Below are 20,084 nucleotides of genomic sequence, written 5' to 3'. Positions count from 1 at the left end.
TGGGTTATTGACAAATTAATTACCAAAAGTGAGTAAATTATGTTGATTGTTATTAATGATTATAATTATCATTATCGCTCTTAATTCTCTTTTAGCTCATCGGTTATGAAATTAAAAACTAGCAAATTACTTACCCCCCTCGCAATTTCTACTGCTCTGATATCTCATTACGCTGTTGCGGCTGATAATACAAAGAGTGACCAAATCACAGTTACGGGCAATTGGCTCGAAAATACACAAGACAGTGAAGTGGTATTTAATCATCCCGGCGCTAGAACGGTAAAAACACAACAACAAATAAAAGAAACTGGCAGTGAAACAATCGCAGATGCATTAAAAGGGATCCCAGGTGTACAAGTTCGTGAAAGTAATGGAACCGGTGGCAGTGATGTTTCTTTGAATGTGGGAGTCCGTGGGTTAACTTCGCGTCTTTCACCGCGCTCAACTATTTTGCTTGATGGGATGCCATTAGCCGCAGCACCTTATGGCCAGCCACAGCTTTCTATGTCCCCATTATCTTTGGGAAGTATTGAATCTATTGATGTCATACGCGGAGGGGCTTCAGTACGTTATGGGCCACAAAATGTAGGGGGAGTGATTAATTTTGTGACTAAGCCTATCCCTAAAGATTTTGGTGGCGGTGTATCAGTACAGACGCAGGGTGCCAAAACAGGCGGGTTAAAAACATTAGTGGATGCCTCGCTAGGGGGCTCTAAAGCGGATGATTCTGCTGGGGCAATTTTGCTTTATTCGGGTTTACACGGGCAAGGTTACCGTAAAAGCAATGATAACACGGATATTGATGACCTCATGCTGAAAACGCGTTATGCCTTAACAGATAACGATGAATTATTAGCTAATTTTCATTATTACCGTGCAATGTCGGGTATGCCCGGAGGCTTGACCCAAGCTGAATATAATGCTGACCCATTCCAATCAACACGGCCTTATGACCGTTTTGAAGGTAATCGGCAGGATCTGTCATTGAAATACAAGCACGAAGTAGATGACAAACAATTTGAATTGATGACTTGGTTTAGCAAAAGTTACCGGGGGAGTTATATAGAAAGTGACCATAAAGAAAAAGCGAATGAAAGGCGCTTAGTGTCTTACCCTCGTCATTATACTGCTTATGCGATTGAACCAAGTTACTCGCAATTATTCCGTTTTAATGATATTTCCCATGAGGTTACCATTGGTTATCGTTATTTAAATGAAACGGCAGATGAAAAAGCGTACCGCTCAAATTGGTACCAAGCGGGGAGCCAAAGCACTCGCCCTGATACCAATAATTATTATCAGCACACGTCTGGGGGAACAGAAGCCCATGCGATTTATTTGGATGACACTATCGATGTTGGTAATTGGACGCTTATTCCCGGAATTAGATACGAAAATATTAACATTCATTTAGACGATAGCTTTAAAGAACAACATCGCAGTAAACGTTATAGTGAACCACTTCCTGCACTAGCAGTGATCTACCATATTGATGATGAATGGAAGTTATTTGCCAATGCCAGCACATCATTTGGGAGTTTGCAATATTTCCAATTGAATACTAAAGGGGTTGGTAACTCACCTGCGAATGGGTTAAGTGCAGAAAAAGCGCATAATTATGAAGTAGGTACTAAATACGACAATACCGCCTTGTCCCTTGAAGCAACATTATTTTATATCGATTTTGATGACCAATTATTATACGTTGAAAATACAACGGGTTGGACGAACCTAGGTGCAACAACACACCAAGGTGTCGAGTTAGCCGCGAGGTACAACTTATCTGACCTTACTGATGCACTTGAAGGCGCGAGTGTTTACAGTACCTATACCTACACTAAGGCGGTGAGTAAGAAAGGGAACTTTGCTCATAAAGATTTACCTTTTTATTCACGCCAAGTATTCACCGCAGGTGGCCGTTACGAAACGGGGAATTGGGTTTGGAACTTGAATACTTATGCGCAATCAACCCAAGAGTCACCAGGCACAACAGACCAATATGTTACTAAACCAAGCGTGGATGGCCGTTATGGGACTATCCCAGGTTATATGGTATGGGACGCTCGCGGTGAATACCATTTTGGGAGAAGTTTGTCTGATTTAACGCTATCCGCTGGTATTAAAAATTTATTTGATCAAACCTATTTCACACGCTCTACGGATAACAATTATGGCATTTATGTTGGGCAGCCGAGAACTTACTACGTTCAAGCGTCTGTGAAATTTTAATGAATATAAGGCAAAACAATGACTGGTAGACAAACTATCAAAAAATTGGGTGTAATTCTTAGCGTCGTTAGCCTATTTTTTGCGGCTACAAGCATGGCTGCACCTACTGTGGTCACGGATATTGCAGGTCGGGAAGTCACGGTGAATGTGCCAGTATCCCGTGTAATGTTAGCGGATAGCCGTGTCTTGGTAGCACTGAATATACTACACCCAAAAACGCCATTAAAAGGGGTTATTGCTTGGGATGACGCGTTAATAAAAAAAGCACCTGACCTAAGTGTTGCATATAGCAAAAAATTTCCAGAACTCAAAAAGATCCCTGTGTTTCCTAACCCATACACTACTGATTTCAGCGTAGAAAAAGCGCTAGTTGCTCAACCCGATTTATTGATTTTTGATATTGGCTTGAAAAGCAAGCTAACAGAAAGCGGGACGTTATCATTATTGGAAAAAAGCGGTTTACCTGTCATTTTTATCGATTTTAGACAATACCCACTTAAAAATACTATGCCGAGTATGACGATACTCGGGCAAGTATTTGGTGAGCAGCAGCAGGCGAAGGAATTTAACCAGTTTTATCAACAAAAATTGGGGTTAATTCGTTCAAGGGTCTCCTCGATTGATAAAGATAAACGTCCAAGTGTATTTATTGAAAGGGCCGCTGGTATTTCAGGGGTTGATTACTGTTGTAAAACCTTTGGTAATGGTAATTTTGGTGAGTTTGTTGAAACAGCAGGGGGAAATAACCTCGGTTCACAATGGTTTAGCATTGGCATGGGTGGGGAAATTAGTGAGGAGCAATTAATCCACAGCAACCCAGATTACTATTTGATGACAGCCGCTGATTGGGATAGTACCCGTAAAGGTAGCGCTTCAGTACCATTGGGTTATACAGGGGATAAACAAAAGTCTCTAGCGCGACTGAACAAGCTGATGGAACGCCCTAAGTTTCGTTCGTTAGCGGCATTTCAAAACAAACAAGTATTAGCACTATATCAACAATATTATGATACTCCATTTAATATTATTGCAGTGGAGGCGATTGCGAAGTTTATCCATCCGGAGTTATTTGCGGATCTTGATCCCCAAGCCGATAGCGACTATTTACACCAAACTTTTACCGCGCTAGATGGTGACGGTGTATTTTGGGTACAAGCACAATAGGCGATGACCATGTTTTACCTGCTTTAGTGTTATGAAATAACTAAAGCAGGTAACGGAATACATTAACTATTATTGAAAACGATTAACGTGGTTTAATAACAGGTAATACAATTTTTGATGGGTGTTCGCTCGAAATATGTATGCTATTGCGGGCTACTTGTAATTTCCTATCACCTGCAATCATTTCCCCCGTATTGGTATTGAAATCATATTTGGGGAAATTACTGCTTGAGATATCTAACCGGATACGGTGGCCCTTGGTAAAGCGGTTAGCACAAGCAAATGGTTTTATCTTCACTTCAACAATTTGCTCCGGTATGAGTAACTGTTTTTGTTCATAGCCATTACGAAAGCGGCAACGTATGATGCCATCGGTGATATTCATTGCATACCCTTGTGGGTAATCATCACTTGGTGGGTAAACATCGATCAGCTTTGCTGTAAAGTCGGTATCCAGGGCATCACTACTGATCCATAATGAGACTTCAATATCCCCAGCTAAGCATACCTCTTCTTGTAATTCTTCCGTTTCAAATACCAGTACATCAGAACGAGATGCAAGGGGGAGGTTATTTCCTTTGCTACCAAAAAACTGCGGTAATTCACGCTGATCAAATGCACCGCCCCAAAATATGGGTTGCCCAGATGTTAAAGCCCCCCCAATTGTCGGGACGGGGTGTTTAGGGTCATAACAATAGGATAAAGACACTGTTTCAGAGTGTTTTTCATGGCGTAATGAATTGTCGGGCCATAAATAGAAAGCTGTAGGCTTAATATTGGGCAGCGGCCATTGGTGATGGGTTAGCCACTGGCCACCATGCTCTAAACGCCCGTTAGTATTACGTTTACCCGAACCTCCCCCCATCATAAAAATAGTTACATCCTCATGGGGGCAGTCAGTTGTATTACCTTGTAAGTGTTCTTGGAACCAAGATAAACGGCAAGATAACCAATCTTCGCTTACATTGCGGTCAAATGTTGCGATATCACCAAACTCGACATCACCACTGTGGGTGATATTACGATCCCCATGTAACCAAGGCCCCATGATTAATTTTTGCGGGGATTGTTTCTTGGTGACAAATGCACGGTAATTATCTAATGTGGAACTGACATAGGCATCATACCAGCTGGACATGAATAGTACTGGGATATCAGGTATTTGGTCATAATATCCTTCCGCATAAATGCCTATTTTCTGCCAATAATCTGTAAAACACTCTTCTTCCCACTGCTCAAACAAGTAGGATTCATATTCAGGGACATGTTTTAGTAAGGTATGTCCTTGATGCCATGGCATTGCAGCAAACCAATCATGAATATTTTCTTGCTCAAGTGCTGCTGCTATTTTAGCCGATTGTTGCGCTAATGGACTTAATTTTGCTTGCTTAAATGCCCAAGTAGCTTGTTTAAGTTCAAATGCGCCTCCTTGGCGGATCCCACACTGAAAGGCATTGGCAAAACCGCCGGAATCTAACACCATAGTTAGCAAACCTGGAGGGTTCAAACAAGCCATTGCCAATTGCGTGTGTGCGGCATATGAGAGGCCCATTGAACCTATTCTCTTATTGCTCCAAGGTTGTTCCATGATCCATTGTAATGTGTCGAAACCATCCTCGGCTTCATTAATGTATTTAGTGAATACTCCTTCAGAGTCATAGCGCCCACGGCAATCTTGAAATATCACAATAAACCCGTGGTTAACGAAATACTGGGCCATCTCTTGGCGTGTAATTTGATGTCCAGAAGCCGTTTTTTCTGAGCGTGAAGGTGCAGTTTTATCGTAAGGTGTACGCTCAATAATAACTGGGTAAGCTGCTGATAATTTTCCCTGAGGAAAATAAACATCAGTAGAAAGCGTGATCCCATCGCGCATTGTTACGCGGTAATTCTTCATATCCATCCTGCTAATACCCTATGGTTACTGCTATGGTTAATAAGCCAATTCCGACTGCCATAAAAATTAAAAATAGAGGAAAAATGTATTTTGCCCATGTCGTCCAACTTACCCCTGCGGTAGCTAAGAAGATGAGTAGCCCACTGGATGTTGGTGTGATCATATTGGTTAATCCATTGCCCATTAAAAACGCAAAGACGGTTGTTTGTGGCGAAACGCCTGAAATTTCCCCTACTGGACCTAAAATTGGCATAGTAACGGCGGCTTGACCTGATGTGGAAGGGATGGCGACATCCAGTAATAACTGCGAAAGGAACATGCTATATGACGAGATATAAGCACCATGGTCGCCAACTAAACCAACTAGTTGATGAATAATGGTATCGAGAATTTTCCCTTGTGAAAGAATAATTTCAACGGCGGTAGCTAGGCCAATTAAGACACCAGCAATCAGCACTTTTTTCATCCCGCTGACAAAGGCATCCGCCGCTGCACTGGCGGTTAAGCCGCTACAAAAAGTGAGAATGACACTTAAAAATAAATAATAAGCAGATAAATCATTATTTTTCCAATGCCAGCGATTAGACGCATAAACTAAAAATGCCACGCCAATCGCTAAAACAATGAGCATGAGTTTATGGCGGCGGGTTAACTGACTTGATTGGACATGTTCTTCGACAACATAAGAAGTTAATGTTGTCTTACGAATGCTATAGAAAACAAATAAGATCCCTAAAGTAATAAACGCAAAGTAGGCTGCAACCCGCATACTGAGGCCGCTAAACACAGGTAAGCCAACGAGCGGTTGTGCAATAGATAAGGCATATGGGTTAGTAATTGATGCCAAATAACCCACTTTGACAGCGATAGCGACAATAGCAAGACCGATGAGCTCATTAAGCCCGACACGCTTCATTAAGGCAATAACCATCGGGATCACTAAAAGATACTCTTTAGCTAACCCCATAAAGGTACTACCCATAGAAAAAACAATCATTAAAAAAGGGATTAAGAGGTAAATATTGCCACGAGTGACATGCAGCAACCTTTCTAAACCTGACTCAATCGCGCCTGTTTTATTGAGAATACCAAACATGCCACCAATAAATAGCACCATATAAATAAGTGGGGATTGTTTAATAATTCCTTCAGGAATGGCTTTGAATAGCTGAAGTAGGCTGACAGGAGCCGCTTCATTTTCAGCCGGTTTTTCTATTCCCAATACTTGGTCAACAGTTACTTGTTTTGTGATGGTTTGGTAGGAACCTGGAATGACCTTTTTACCCTCGCGTTCATACTGCCCTGAATTAACAAAGTAAGTCATTAAAAAAGCAATAACAACAATGGTTAACATCACTAAAACGGGGTTCATTTGCCAGCCAGGAGATGGTGATGGGCTGTGTATTGTGGTTTGTGTTGGTTGCATGGGTGTTATCTCTTTTATTGTATTAATTATAAGTGGTAGCCGAGTTGCCTCGAAATACGTTGAGTCGCTTGGAGTAATTGCTCCGTCATATTGTGTTCTTTTTCATCAGAAAAGCGGCTAAGAGGAAGGCTGATACTGAGTGCTGCAATGCATTCGCCCTGTTGAGAAAAAATAGGGGCGGCAATAGCACCTATTCCCGCCGTTAATTCCCCGCGTGTAATGGCGAAACCCCGTGCCCGTATTTCGTCAAGGGATTTGGTCAGGGAGGCATTTTTTTCAACAAAGGGCGCCTGCACAGTGGTAGGAGCATAGGCGAGTAATACTCTTCCTGAGGCACCTGAACCGAGTGGGCGGCGGTTACCAGCTTCACTGCGAACTTGTAGTGACTGCCCTGAAGGTTTATGAAGAACTTGCAAAATTTCATGGTGATCACGTATACGCAGTTGAATGTTTTCATCAAAAAGTTGGCGTAGATGTTCAGCTTCAATATCAGCTACTTGGATATAGTTGATTTGCTGGCGAGCACAATTTCCTAAGCTTAATAATTGATGACCCAAATGATAGGTAACAGGGTTATCATTTTTTTGTACAAAATCACGATGCTCCAATGTGCATAATAGCCTGTATACTTTAGATTTATTCATTCCAGATAAGCGAGCTAGCTCACTTAATCCAAGGTTATTTTTCTCACCTAATAACATCATCAGTAATAAAGCATCATCAACAGCCGTCACAATATTGTCTTTCATGATTGCCTCACTTGGTTTGTACAGTAAACCACTGGTTTATATAATAAAATTAGCATGGGGAATAACTAAAAATGATTCAAGAGAGTTGTTAATAAATTGTGAGGTGGATTAGGTTTTTGAAAATGAATTTAGCGTGTTAGAAAGTGTATTTAATAATTGATTTTTTATATAAAACAATTGGTTAATTTCTATTTGGCAAATAAAGAAAGCGGATGGCTATTCAAGTAAAAAACAAAATAAACAGAGATAAAAAACCTTAAAAAGTAATTTAATTGGTTCGCCTGATAAAATGAATGGATACACCACCAATAATTAATACAACGCCTATTAATTGTAAGTAGACATTTTGACTATGTGCGCCATTTACAAGGTCAATCACTAAGCTTGAAATCATTTGGCCGCAAATAGCCAGTATTGAGGTGAGCATGACACCAAGCAATGGTAGAACATAGCTATTAATGATAACAAAAAACGCACCAATGATACCGCCAATGAATGCAACTAACGGGATCTCATTGAAATTAAACAGGTATGTTTTAAAAATGAGCACCATGATAGTGAGAAACAAAAAACCAACAAAGTGGTTGATTAGTGAACTGTAGAACGCATTATGTTGTTGAGCTAATTTGCCATTTAATGTGCGGCTAATGACAATACAAATACCATTTAGTAATGCGATAAAAATATATATACTCATTTTATTATTTTCCTATAATTAACAAGCTGCAGCCTGTTATTAATAATGTACACATCAGAAAGTCACTAACTGTAATTTTACGTTTTATTACACCAAACCAGCCCATAGCGTCTACTAACAAACCGAATATAATTTGGCCGGTGATCATTAAAATAATGCTTCCCGCAAGTGATAGTGGGCTATTAACGGTTATTGCTGCCAATAAAACGGTAAAGCCTCCAGGAATACCACCTAAATACCAAATCATTTTCCTTTTTTTATGACTTGTGGCTGAACTTGTTGTTTTCTTACTTGTTGTTTCCTTTTTTGTAAGTAAAAAAAATAAATAACGAGTGAAAATAATGTTCCGATGCCATGAGTAAGCCATGATGCTGTCAATGGTGTTGTAAAGCGGGCTAGGTAACTATTTGCCATGATCATCATTGACAGTAAAACCCCAGAGGCTAAGGCAAGAAAAGATAGAATATATTTATTTTTCATAATGATATGTCTTATCGCGTAAACATTGTATTTCTGTAGCGATAAGGTATGCTGTTTTTTCTTTGGTATCAAGAAAACACACTGTTTCCTTTTGGTTGACAATGGGGTATCTATGGATATGAATGCATTTCCAGTTTTGATTGCAGTGGCTGATAGTTTAAGTCTGACTAAAGCGGCAAATTCATTAAATATGACTAAATCGGCGGTAAGTAAAACAATTCAAATCGTCGAAGACAAACTGGGAATAAAACTTTTCCATCGTACTACTCGAACGGTAAGTTTGACGGAAGCGGGGGCTGTATATATTCGTTATATTCGACAATCTTATCAATTCGCGGTTATGGCAGATGATATTGCCGCTAAATTTAGTGATAAAATAACAGGAACTCTGAGGGTTTCAGCTCCAATGTCTTTTGGCACTTTACACTTAGCTAAAGTTCTCCCCCAGTTTATGCAAAGATACCCTGAGCTTAATGTTGAGTTATCTTTTAATGATAAAGTAGTAGATTTAATTAGTGAGGGATATGACCTAGCTATTCGTATTGGTGAGTTGCCTGATTCGTCCTTAATTGCGCGTAAATTATCCCCTTGCCATAGTCGGCTGTATGCATCGAAATCTTATCTGGCGAAATATGGTTCTCCCCAAAAAGTCGCCGATCTTAAAGGGTATAATTGTTTGTGCTATTCATTTTACCAAGCAGGACAAGAGTGGGTATTTTACCAAAAAGGGAAAAAATATAGCCATATACCAAAAGGGTCTTTTCGCGCCAATAATAGTCAGGCACTAATCCAAGCCGTATTAGCGGATATAGGTATCGCATTGTTACCTTATTTCATTACGGCTATAGGTGACAGTAACCATCAATTAGTTCCTTTATTGGGGAATTATCAATTACCTGAGCACAATATCTATGCGGTATATCCTGCAAAAGAATACTTACCACGAAAAGTCTCAGCATTTACCGAGTTTTTAATTGAACAGTTTGGAACGGGGAGTCAGTATCAAAAATTAATCGAAGGGATTTCTTAATTGTGATGCTCTGTGGCAGAATAAAATTTACTCTTCTTATATAGGTAACGTAGATGAAAATAGCGCTGATTGGTTCAGGTAAAATAATCATGATGGCTCTTGATGCGCTAACGCAGGTGCAAGGGGTAGAATTGGCCGCATTATGTGTTAGGGCTGAAAGTATTGAAAAGGGGGAGTCAATCTGTCAACAATTTGATATAGCTAGCTTGTATACGGATTACGAAAAACTCTTACAACAGCCGGATATTGATGTTGTATATATTGGGCTTCCAAATCATCTGCATTACAAATATACCTATGATGCGTTGATGGCAAATAAGCATGTTATTTGTGAGAAACCTTTCACGCCAGATTGGGAACAGTTGCAGGAGTTAATTTCTTTATCACGTCAAAAAGGTTTATATCTATTCGAAGCTATTACATCAATACACACACCTGAATTTCATTTTATTAAGCAATATATTGATAAAATAGGCGAAATAAAAATAATTCAAGGTAATTATTCACAATATTCAAGCCGATATAATGATTATTTACAAGGCCATATTCATGCTGCATTTGACCCCAAACAAGCAGGTGGAGCACTGTATGATATCAACCTTTATAATATTTATCTGTTATCCGCATTATTGGGGGCTCCAGAGAAAAGCCAATATATTTGCAACAAAGGGTATAATGGGATTGATACTTCAGGTGTATTAACGGCCTATTTTTCTACTGCGGTAGCTACTTGTGTTGGCGCTAAAGATTCAGCAAGTCCAGGTTATTTTATTATTCAAGGGACGAAAGGCTATATTCGTGTTATTGGCGCACCGAGTCTTTGTGAATCAGTTGAGGTGTGTATTGATGGGGACATCACAACGGTTTCTCGGGATAGGGCAATTAATCATATGGTTTACGAATTTGCGTTCTTTCGTGATCAGATTGCCTCCAATAAATTAACGACTTGCCAAGAACTGCTAGAATTGGCATTAACCGTCTCGAAGATACTGAGTCAATCAAAACATGATGTAGGCTTAGTATTTGAGTAACCTACTTTTAGGTTGCTTTTTATACCTCGGTGTATGAAAACACCGAGGGTACTGAACACTCTGGTTTAAAACGAATATAATGAAGCAATAGAATCACCGAGTTTTTGTGCGAGTTCAGATGCGGCATACCTATCCATAACGATCTCTATATAAGCAGCATTGTCTGATAACTCTGCTGCTTTTATTGCGGCATCTAGCTCGTTACAATCAGTGACTCTCTGGCAATACCAATTTGTACACCCCAGTGCTGCGGGTAATTGTGCATAATTCCATTGAGCTATATCATTGTAATAAGCTTCAGGGTTTTTACAGAGTAAGCGCTCAATTAGGTAACCATCATTATTGAGTACAAAAATAATGGGTTTTAAACCAAAACGGGCAAACTGACTAATTTCTTGTACTGTCAATTGGTGTGAACCTTCCCCTGTGACTAGAATAACACGTCGCTGTGGTGCAGCGATGGCCGCGCCAAAGGCAGCGGGGGTCGCCCAGCCAATCGAACCCCATAGAGTCTGGTTATAGACCTGAGCATTTTCAGGTAATAAGGCGAAACCTAAGCCCATGGAAGCGGTGCCTGTTTCCGTAATAATAATATCATCCTTTTTAAACATTTTTTCTAGGCGTGGATAGAGGTAGGCGGCGGTAATTTTTCCTTGTTGATTTTGAATTGGTTCTCCGAGCCCTTGTGCTGTGATGCCTCGATGGTTTAATGATGGGGCTAGCCTTTTCAGTTCGCTAAGCACGTCTTTCATATAAACTTGTGGATAAACGGCAGAGCCTATTTTGACATGGTCTGCTAGAATATTAATCCAGTTTTCCACTTTAACAGTTGCGGTAAAACTCCCTGAATTAAAATCAGTTAATACAGCCCCTATACCTAAAATACAGTCACAATTTTCAACAAATTCAGCGACAGCATGGTTCATTAATTGGCCATTATAAATCCCCATATAGCTCGGATTAGACTCACTTAAAATAGCTTTATCCATAAACATGGTTGCATAAGGAAGCCCTGTTTTATTGATAATAGTTTGAACATCGTCAGCTAAGCCGAGTCGAGCCGTTAAAATACCGGGAATAACGCAGGCTTGTGAGCTTGAATTGAGTTTTTCTATGATAGCGGTTACTGCAGCTGATAGTGACTCATCATTACTTTTATGTATAGTGATTGTTTCAGTGTTTTCATCTGCGATGACAGGCATGACTGCGTAGTCAGAGGGAAAACCTAGGTAAACAGGGCGCCGCTCATGTAAGGCTGTCGTGATTAAACGTTCGGTTTCTGCTATGCAGTTTTCAGGTGTTAAAATGGCATGAGCACAGCTTAAATGTTGGCTCATTTGATAAAAAACATCAAAATCACCATTACCAAGAGAATGGTGAACTAAGCGATGTTTTTTCTGCACGCCGCTTGCTGGCATCCCTACAAGGTGGAAAATAGCAAGGTTTTCAGCATAAGAACCGGCAATACCATTTAATGCGCTCAGTTCGCCCACACCAAAGGTTGTAGACAGTGCGGCGGCACCCTTTGTCCGCGCATAGCCGTCTGCTGCATATGAGGCGTTTAATTCGTTACAATTGCCTATCCAACGCATATTTTTACTTTCACAAACTGCATCTTCAATTGGGAAGGCATAGTCACCAGCAACACCAAAAATGTCACAAATTCCAATTTCGTTTAAGCGGCTCAGAACATGTTCAATGACTGTCTTACTCATTATATTGCTCCTAGTAATTATATTAGACAAATCTTCTGCTTTATATTATTTCTAGTGCATAATTCTCTTATTTGGAAATCACATATAATCATCGTAGCTATAACTAAAAGTAATAGGTGAAGAAATGGACGTACGCGCAATACGATATTTTGTAGAGGTTGTACAACTTAATGGGTTCAGCCGAGCGGCGAAAAGCTTATTTATTACACAACCGGCAATCAGTCGAAGTATTCAAAAGTTGGAGCAGGAGCTTGGTTATATTTTATTAGTGAGGGCACCTGATGGGGTTAAGCTGACCGATGAAGGCGAAATTCTGTATCGTTACGGGGTGCAATTACTTGAACTTTTTAACAATATGAAAAAATCACTGAAGGAGAGGTCAGGACCATTAGCAGGTATCTTACATGTGGGTTTACCCCCAGTTATTGCTTCTACATATTTTGCTGACATAATCATGAAATTTAGCCAGAGTTACCCTGATATTGAGTTGAAAATTCATGAGTTAGGCACACGTAAAATGATGGATGCACTATTAAATGGAGAAGTGGAAACTGCTGCCGTTATGCTGCCATTTGACAATGAGGACTATGATTTACATATTTTTGCAACTGACCGCTTGGTACTCTTAGTGAATGAACAGCATGCATTGTTTGAGAAAGAAACGGTCAAGTTTAGTGAATTAGTGAATGAGCCTTTCATTTTCTTTTCAGATGATTTTTTAATTAATGAATTAGTTATTAGTGCATGTGGTATTTATGGTAAGCAACCAATAATTGCAGGACGTAGTCACCACCTAGATTTGGTTACTGCAATGGTTAAAGCTGGGGTTGGGGTGACATTGCTTCCTGATAGCATGTGGAATAAAAGCAATTCGAAAGGGTTATCAGCCATTTCGGTGATTGAGCCTGTACTGTCTTATGACTTAGCCTTAGCAACATTAAAAAGCAGTCACCAAAACCGCCGTGTAAAACTATGGCATGATTTGGCGGTAGAGATGCTTAAAGACCAAAGTCACTAGATTCCTGGTGTTTATTACTAAAAAATACGATGCAGGACGAAGCAAGTAGGGGCGGGTTTAAATGCATTGAGGCATTTGGTTTTATAGAAATATTGATGTTCAAGTGAAATAAAAAGTGTAAAGCCCATAGGTTTTATGCGCTTTACACTATTAGATAATAAAATGCATTAGTGTGAGACTAAAGTGGTAGTTTACACATTAAACCCTAATTTATGTTATAGTTATTTGATTTTTAATGATTTAATTTTTGTTTTTTAGTTTTGTACTCAGTGGTGTACTCATTTAGAACAAGGTGTCTGATAAAATAGTACGTATAAGATTATCAAAGTAAAACTACATCAGTATAAAACACTAATCTATTGCATAGAGTATAACATAATCTGTCAGGCAGTTTGGTGCCAGTAGCGGACATCTCATACCTCGATGCCTGCACTATAAATAGGGACATTGTTGACCAATGGGTTAGTCCTCACGCGTTGTTAGTGGAGCTGGTTGCACATAAAATACTCACTACCCTAATGATGCTGTTAACCTAGTTTATTAATGGAGTATGTGGCGTCTATACTAATGACTTTTATCGAGTTCATGGTGTAGTTCCTCGGAAAAAAGAATACTCGGCATAAGTATGCCAAGACTTGCGTTGAGAGAAGGACGTCTATCACATGACTACAGCAGCAGCTTTGTGCCAAATCTGCCGTTCCTCATTCAACAACCTGACAGATCGATTCAGTTTTAAACCTTCTATTCCGTGATTAACAAATAATTTTGACTTATAATCGTTAGTTATAAGGTGACTGACACTTCCTGTCAGTTTGTTAGAGTACTATGAAGTCCAAATTCTGACCGAGGTTTGATTATGGATAATTTTTCACGGCATGAGCGTTTGGCAAATCGTATTGCGCTGATTTTATTGCAGCTGTTTAAGGAAGGTGCGGTTTCGCGTCGTGAGTTGGCTGGTCGCTTTAAAGTTACGGAGAGAACCATTTATCGTGATCTAAATCGCCTGGGTGAGTTTGTCACGTGCTCTAAAGATGGGATCTATCGTATCAGCATGCAAAATGAGGCAGAAGATAAACTTCCTACGTTAGATAGTTTGAGTGAAAAAACGGGCCTTTGGGAATTACTGCCGCTGTCAGGGGAGGGTTCGTTACGAAATATACTCACGGCAATTGAATATAACCGCATTAAAATATTGCCAATTCCTCCAGAAGCATTGAGCTCTGAGCTTCAAAAAAGCACTTTTTCCAGACTGGACAAAGCCATAAAAGAAAATTTGGTTTGCGTTATTCACTATAAAGGAAAATCCAGAACTCTCTATCCATACCGTTTAATGAATTTAAAAGGAGTATGGTATCTGGCAGCAACGGATGCTGAATTAATGATTAAAGCCTTTCGAGTGAGTGCGATTGAATGGCTGGATATCAAAAAAACAACGTTCATTCCAGACAGCGACATTCATGACTATCTTGATAGCGAGGACGACGCCTGGTTTAGCATGAATAAAATGGAAGTTATGGTTGAAGTCTTTCCCGATATTGCTTGCTACTTTGAGCGACGAAATATATTGCCACAGCAAAAAATTATCAGCAAATCACAGGATGGCAGATTAATTGTCACAACGCGAATTTCGCATAGGGAACAACTCTTTTCTACGCTACGATTCTGGTTGCCTAACGTACGAATTCTATCGCCCGTGACTGAAGCTAATGCCTTTGTGGGACAGCTTTCTCAGTATATTGCCCAACTTACTCAAGAAAATGACCTTGTAACCGATAATGTTTTCTAGGATAACGTCTAAGGATGCACCATGATGAACAATCGCAAAAAAGCTGTAACGCAGTCGATTAGCCTCTGTCCAATCTGGCCAATGCAGGCTGCCGAAAAAATTGGACGAATGGTTGGTGAAATAAACCAGGCTAACAATATTATGTCAACCATCTCTTCCACAGCGCAAAACAACGCGATAAAAGGCGGTTTTGCTGCGGAAACCTGGCATGCAGAATCCTTCAATCTTGATGCCATTCTAAAAGATAAAGATGTACGCGCTTTTACGGATCAGTTTAAGAATACCCCGTTGGGGAAAAATCATCAGATTCATGACATTGTAGTTATGAAGGGCGATGAGCAATTAGTGGGGGCGCAGCTTAAATATTTCCGCAATGCCGAAGAGACACAAAAAGCCTTCCGTTCCACCAAAGATGGTGTTCATCAATATCAGCACAGCGATGTATTTATCGGTCCGGCCGATCAAATTGATGGGATCAAGGATTCAGCCCAACGTACCGTACTTAAAAACCAACAAAAGCGTCCGGTTGTATCGGATGCTGCAGAAAAAGTGCGTGATAAAACTGCCTCCTCCATTGAGGCTGAAGGGGTTAAATCGACGCCGCTTAGCAAACGTGAGGCGGAAACCGTCGGGGCGGGGACACAATCGGGTAAAGATCTGCATGATAAAATGCAGACCGGATATCTAAACAAAGCGACACTCCAACAAAGTGTGCGCGCTGCAGGTTCTGCGGCTGTGATCACCACAGTCATTGCGGGGAGCATTAATACATTCCAATATGTGCGACAGGTTAAAAATGGTGAAATCACGGTTGAACAAGCCACCGTCCAGATCCTGCAAGACACCGTCATTGCTGCCGGGGATAGCGCGCTGAAAGCCGGGGTTGCCACCGCGAGCGTCAGCATCGCTGCACGCTCCTTACCTGGTTTGTTTGCAGGTACTGTTTTTAAACGTAGTCTCGCCAATGGTGGTATCGCGGGGGCCGCGGTTTGTGCTGTGGATGTTGTACAAAATGTGGTGCTGTTTGCTGCAGGGAAAATTACATCACAGGAACTAGAGTCTCGTACAGGTAAAGGTCTCTTCCAGACAGGGGCTGGTGTGGCTGGTGCATCTATTGGTGCGGCAGTGGGAGCGCCTGGCGGGCCGGTTGGCATGCTGTTAGGAAGCCTCATTGGCGGCTTGATTACGACCCTTGGTATGAATATTGCTTTGGATAATCACATAGAGAAAAACTTCGAACTTACCCTCGTCAATACAGAACTGGTAGTGAGTAATGGACTAGTAATGCACGATGCGTTGAGCTATCTGCATCAATCACAAATCTATTACGCCGACTTCCATAAGAGCCTTTATTTATCTGAAAAACATTTTTCCAGCCAGATAAAAACCATGGAAGCGCAAAGTTTTCGCTTAAAAAATATAATTAATAATCTGTAAGGAACTGATATGACTGATATGACTGCCGAGCAGCAGCAACAGATTTTCCATCAACCTTTGGAAGTGGCTGAACAGAAAGCTGTCAATGATTTGGTCAGGCAGCACAAAGCGAACGCGGCGCTTACACAACAGTTGGCATTGGATGCTTCAAAGCTGATTTCCAATAGCCAGAATCGGTTACAAGAGCAGGCGAGTAGTGGTTTTTTCAAACGGTTTAGTGGGGCTTTAAGCGGCAAAAATAATGAGAATAATCTACTAAATCAATCAGATACTATGCAGGTGCAAAAGTTAGCCTGGCATTATCTTATGCAACTCCAGCAGCAAAACCTGATCAATTCCCAGAGCATTGCCATCATTCGCAATAATTTGGGAACCATGAATGAATATATAATTGAAACGCGAGATTTTCTCGAGCAGGCAATTGATAAAATCAACCGCCGACTCGTTCAGGTGGAAAACAGTACCCGATATAATAACTGGTCGTTAGATATCGAAGCGAATAAACGTCGCTATAAATCCTACCCAGATAATATTCTGGTGTTAAGCCTGGCCTATGATTTTATGCGCAGACATCAGGATGCTGAACTGGTGACGGCAGATATCAATTATCTGATCGTGACGCTCGAGAAATTAGGCGTTAACTGCGATGAAGAAGTGCGGCTGCTTGATTTCATTCTTGAGCTTATCGACCAGATAGATATTATCAGTATTGATCGATACCGTTCGCTCATCGAGCTTTCGGTGGATGAACATGAAATTGACTCACATTTTATTCAAACCAATATATCTGGTATCGGCTTCAACGCTCTCTATTTTCTTTCTGAACAATATGAAAAGATCGTTTCCCTGATTTATGATGACGCGTTGTGTAACAGTGATGAAGAACGTGAGAAGCTGATATCCCGACTGTTTGGTGAAGCATTCTCAGGATTATCAACCATCTACAGCATCCGCGATCTGATTAGCGAAGTGATTGGCGGTAGTCTGGTGACTATTGATATCTATCGGGATATTAATGGATTAAATGCCACTGTACTTGAGGATACGCAGGATGAATCAGCAGAGACGTTGACGTTGGTTTCAGCTTTGCCGGATATTCATCAGCACAGCTTTCTGGACGCTACAGGCAGCGAAGATAAAAAATCTCTGTATCTGATTTTACTCGCACTGAGTATTGAAAATACTGCCTCGCTGACCAGGCAGGGGCATGAGTTTCTGGCGCTTCTTGGGGAATATGCTGGTTGTTCGGCCGTAGTGGGCGATATCATGAGTCTGGCCGATAGTCCTTATAAATATCAGGAATATCAGCAGGCGATGTTGGAACTGCTAGCCGATGATAATTCGCGCTACACCTGGCTTTTTGACGTATTCTTTTTACTGATGCTTTGTGGCAAAAAGATTGAAAATCCACAGGTGATGCGCGTACTCAGTGCGCTGAAACCCGCGCAGTTTAAAGACGTTTTTCCTCACATGCAGGTGCTGCTTCAGGAAAATAACGAAGAGAAACTGCTCACCAGCGCAGAGAAACTGACTTCACTGACGCAGGGATGGATTAATATTTTCCGCTATCGCGAGTTGCGATTTAAAAATCAATTTTCGGAGGAGATCAAGCAGCTTAATACCGCCAGTCTTGCGTGCAATATGCTGAGCTATGACATGCTGAAAGTGACGATGAAATTCGGTGATTACAGCTTCTTCCTGGGGTCGTTTGATGATGATAGCTTCTTGGGAAAAATGGGGGCCGCTGTCGGTGCTTCTGCCTTTGCGCTGGGAAGAAAATCGTGTCTCTCTGACCTAAATGGTTTTCGTAAAAAGGCCCGTGAGTTCCTTTCGTCAAATTCCTCAGCCTTGAATAAGGCCAATGGTATCACCTCTCGCTGGGGGATTCCGACGTTTGAATATGAAAATCAAATCAGTTATTCCAATTATGAACTTGATAACTCAGCAGAAAATGAAGACTGGTATTATCAAATCAGTAAATATCAGGCGCAAATTGATGATTCACTCACGGCCTTTTCAAACGCATGTTCAGATGCCGCCGAACAGCTTGAATTGTTTGCCGGCGGTGAGTTTGATCGCTCAGTCATTCGCATCAAAGAACAGAAACATATCGAGTGGCTACGGCAGAAAGAACAGGAAAAACTCGATAAGCAATCTGTTACGGTGATGAAAGGTGGCAAAGAACACCGCTTTCGGATCGAGTGGCAGGATATCGAAAATCCTCCCTGCGACCCAGAGAATATTCGTCATATTAAGACGGATGGTCAAATTTGGCTAATCATTGATAATGATGAATGTTTTTATCGTAGTGAGGATCGACTGAGCTGGCAGGTGGCTAATCCGGATCCAGTAGAGAAAATACGTTATATAAATAAAATCATCATTGTGGAAGGCATCTGGGTGATTTTCTCCAACTCCGATTCTGGATTCTATTATTCCACAGATGCCCTGACCTGGCAGCAAAGCCAGTTTCCGGATGTGCCGAATACCTGGGATTTTAGAATGACTGAAGATCTTGTTCATTTTAATGATCTTTGGTTATGGCGGTTTACGGAGCGTAAAGAGTATCAATATAAAGAAGAAGGTTTTTTCTTCGATTCGACGAAAACATCGACTTACGATAAGCCGGTTATTTTTTGTACAAGCAGTCTTAATGAGAAATGGCGCCGTTACAAAGATACGCCGAGTTTTAGAGAAGGCATTGAAATACAACGTCTTTTTTCACTACCGGGTATCAATTGTTTACTGTCATTTAGCAAATATGACAGGCATTATTTAACGGTGAAGAAGCGCCCTGACGCAGAATCTATTATTGAATATCATGTACCAGGTAAAAGCTGGCGAAATTGCACCTGGAATGGTGAGAAAGAGTTCTATAACGATATTGTGGTAACTCGGATGAATGATTCGCTAATGTGCTTTTATTCCCGTTATTTGCTGACTTCAGATAAAGGCTATGAATGGAAACGACACGACAGCGAGCTACACGTCGCCGACTGCTTCCACTTGTCAGAAATCAGCCTTTTCCCGTCCAGCTATAACCGGCAGATGATTTATCTAAGCCATGATGGTGTTGATTTCAAAGAACTCATGATGGATGAGGGGGACTGGCAATATCTTGCGGCTAACGAACAAGGATTGCTTAGTGTCTATTCGCCTAACTCTCACGAAACATTCTTGCGCTTCGGGACCTATATCTGGCTGTCTTAGGGAGAGGATGGTATATCAGTTTTTCTGCACGCCCAGAGTATTCGTTAGCGAACGTTGAGCACTTACTGGCTCGGAAGCAAAAATAATTAAATTACATGATTCTGGCACAATATTCGTAACCAGTAAGTGCATACCCTGAACTCGTCAAAGTGTAATTCTCAGGGTGAGAATGACTATACCTAGCTCAAACCAGACTGTCAGATTTAATTGTGCTA

The 20,084-nt window shown here is 40.9% G+C and carries 14 protein-coding genes; 8 read left to right on the top strand and 6 right to left on the bottom strand.

The genetic code is table 11. The features are described 5' to 3' along the window. Nucleotides 1–105 precede the first annotated feature (105 nt). A complete protein-coding gene (locus M1F14_RS15400; RefSeq protein ID WP_181469239.1) occupies nt 106–2,229 on the top strand; it encodes a TonB-dependent siderophore receptor in 2,124 nt (707 codons plus the stop codon). Nucleotides 2,230–2,247: 18 nt separating this feature from the next. Continuing rightward, the gene (locus M1F14_RS15395) at nt 2,248–3,393 is read left to right on the top strand and encodes an ABC transporter substrate-binding protein (protein ID WP_181469240.1); all 1,146 of its coding nucleotides are present in this window, start codon (nt 2,248–2,250) and stop codon (nt 3,391–3,393) included. Nucleotides 3,394–3,475: 82 nt separating this feature from the next. On the opposite strand, the gene M1F14_RS15390 is transcribed toward M1F14_RS15395, so the two are convergent. The 5 genes from M1F14_RS15390 to M1F14_RS15370 all read right to left on the bottom strand — a co-directional run bounded on the left by M1F14_RS15390 (nt 3,476) and on the right by M1F14_RS15370 (nt 8,529). Then, nucleotides 3,476–5,290 carry a CocE/NonD family hydrolase gene (locus M1F14_RS15390; RefSeq protein WP_042844355.1) on the bottom strand — a complete coding sequence of 605 codons (1,815 nt, stop codon included), beginning with the start codon at nt 5,288–5,290 and terminating at the stop codon, nt 3,476–3,478. 10 nt (nt 5,291–5,300) lie between these two features. Beyond that, the gene (locus M1F14_RS15385) at nt 5,301–6,716 is read right to left on the bottom strand and encodes a YfcC family protein (RefSeq protein ID WP_232370526.1); all 1,416 of its coding nucleotides are present in this window, start codon (nt 6,714–6,716) and stop codon (nt 5,301–5,303) included. Nucleotides 6,717–6,742: 26 nt separating this feature from the next. Continuing rightward, the gene (locus tag M1F14_RS15380) at nt 6,743–7,465 is read right to left on the bottom strand and encodes an IclR family transcriptional regulator (RefSeq protein ID WP_181469241.1); all 723 of its coding nucleotides are present in this window, start codon (nt 7,463–7,465) and stop codon (nt 6,743–6,745) included. Nucleotides 7,466–7,733: 268 nt separating this feature from the next. Then, nucleotides 7,734–8,162, bottom strand: a complete 429-nt coding sequence (locus M1F14_RS15375; protein WP_042843950.1) for a DMT family transporter — start codon at nt 8,160–8,162, stop codon at nt 7,734–7,736. 4 nt (nt 8,163–8,166) lie between these two features. Next, nucleotides 8,167–8,529, bottom strand: a complete 363-nt coding sequence (locus M1F14_RS15370; RefSeq protein WP_232370527.1) for a DMT family transporter — start codon at nt 8,527–8,529, stop codon at nt 8,167–8,169. Nucleotides 8,530–8,754: 225 nt separating this feature from the next. On the opposite strand from M1F14_RS15370, the gene M1F14_RS15365 reads away from it, so the two are divergent. Both M1F14_RS15365 and M1F14_RS15360 read left to right on the top strand, forming a co-directional pair. Then, a complete protein-coding gene (locus M1F14_RS15365) occupies nt 8,755–9,672 on the top strand; it encodes a LysR family transcriptional regulator (protein ID WP_042843948.1) in 918 nt (305 codons plus the stop codon). Nucleotides 9,673–9,725: 53 nt separating this feature from the next. Beyond that, the gene (locus M1F14_RS15360) at nt 9,726–10,703 is read left to right on the top strand and encodes a Gfo/Idh/MocA family protein (protein ID WP_042843946.1); all 978 of its coding nucleotides are present in this window, start codon (nt 9,726–9,728) and stop codon (nt 10,701–10,703) included. A gap of 65 nt (nt 10,704–10,768) precedes the next feature. Here the strand turns inward: M1F14_RS15360 and M1F14_RS15355 are convergent, their stop codons facing one another. Then, entirely contained in the window at nt 10,769–12,418 is a 1,650-nt protein-coding gene (locus tag M1F14_RS15355; RefSeq protein ID WP_042843945.1) for an alpha-keto acid decarboxylase family protein, read from the bottom strand. A 124-nt stretch (nt 12,419–12,542) separates the two neighbouring features. Between M1F14_RS15355 and M1F14_RS15350 the strand changes: the two genes are divergently transcribed. The 4 genes from M1F14_RS15350 (at nt 12,543) to M1F14_RS15335 (ending at nt 19,869) form a co-directional block, all read left to right on the top strand. Then, nucleotides 12,543–13,436: a LysR family transcriptional regulator gene (locus tag M1F14_RS15350; protein WP_042843944.1), complete on the top strand. Its 894-nt coding sequence runs from the start codon at nt 12,543–12,545 to the stop codon at nt 13,434–13,436. A gap of 856 nt (nt 13,437–14,292) precedes the next feature. Continuing rightward, nucleotides 14,293–15,222: a YafY family protein gene (locus tag M1F14_RS15345; RefSeq protein ID WP_048607081.1), complete on the top strand. Its 930-nt coding sequence runs from the start codon at nt 14,293–14,295 to the stop codon at nt 15,220–15,222. Nucleotides 15,223–15,243: 21 nt separating this feature from the next. Next, nucleotides 15,244–16,659 (top strand): hypothetical protein, encoded by a 1,416-nt coding sequence (locus M1F14_RS15340; RefSeq protein ID WP_048607083.1) that lies wholly within the window; start codon nt 15,244–15,246, stop codon nt 16,657–16,659. 9 nt (nt 16,660–16,668) lie between these two features. Beyond that, complete coding sequence (locus M1F14_RS15335; protein WP_181469242.1) at nt 16,669–19,869, top strand: hypothetical protein; 3,201 nt, start codon at nt 16,669–16,671, stop codon at nt 19,867–19,869. Nucleotides 19,870–20,084: the final 215 nt, after the last annotated feature.

The sequence above is a fragment of the Providencia sp. PROV003 genome, from assembly GCF_045040775.1.
In the GTDB taxonomy this organism is placed as follows: Bacteria; Pseudomonadota; Gammaproteobacteria; order Enterobacterales; family Enterobacteriaceae; genus Providencia; species Providencia huashanensis.
The sequence above is the reverse complement of the archived record's forward strand: the minus strand, read 5'-3'. Positions and strand labels throughout refer to the sequence as shown.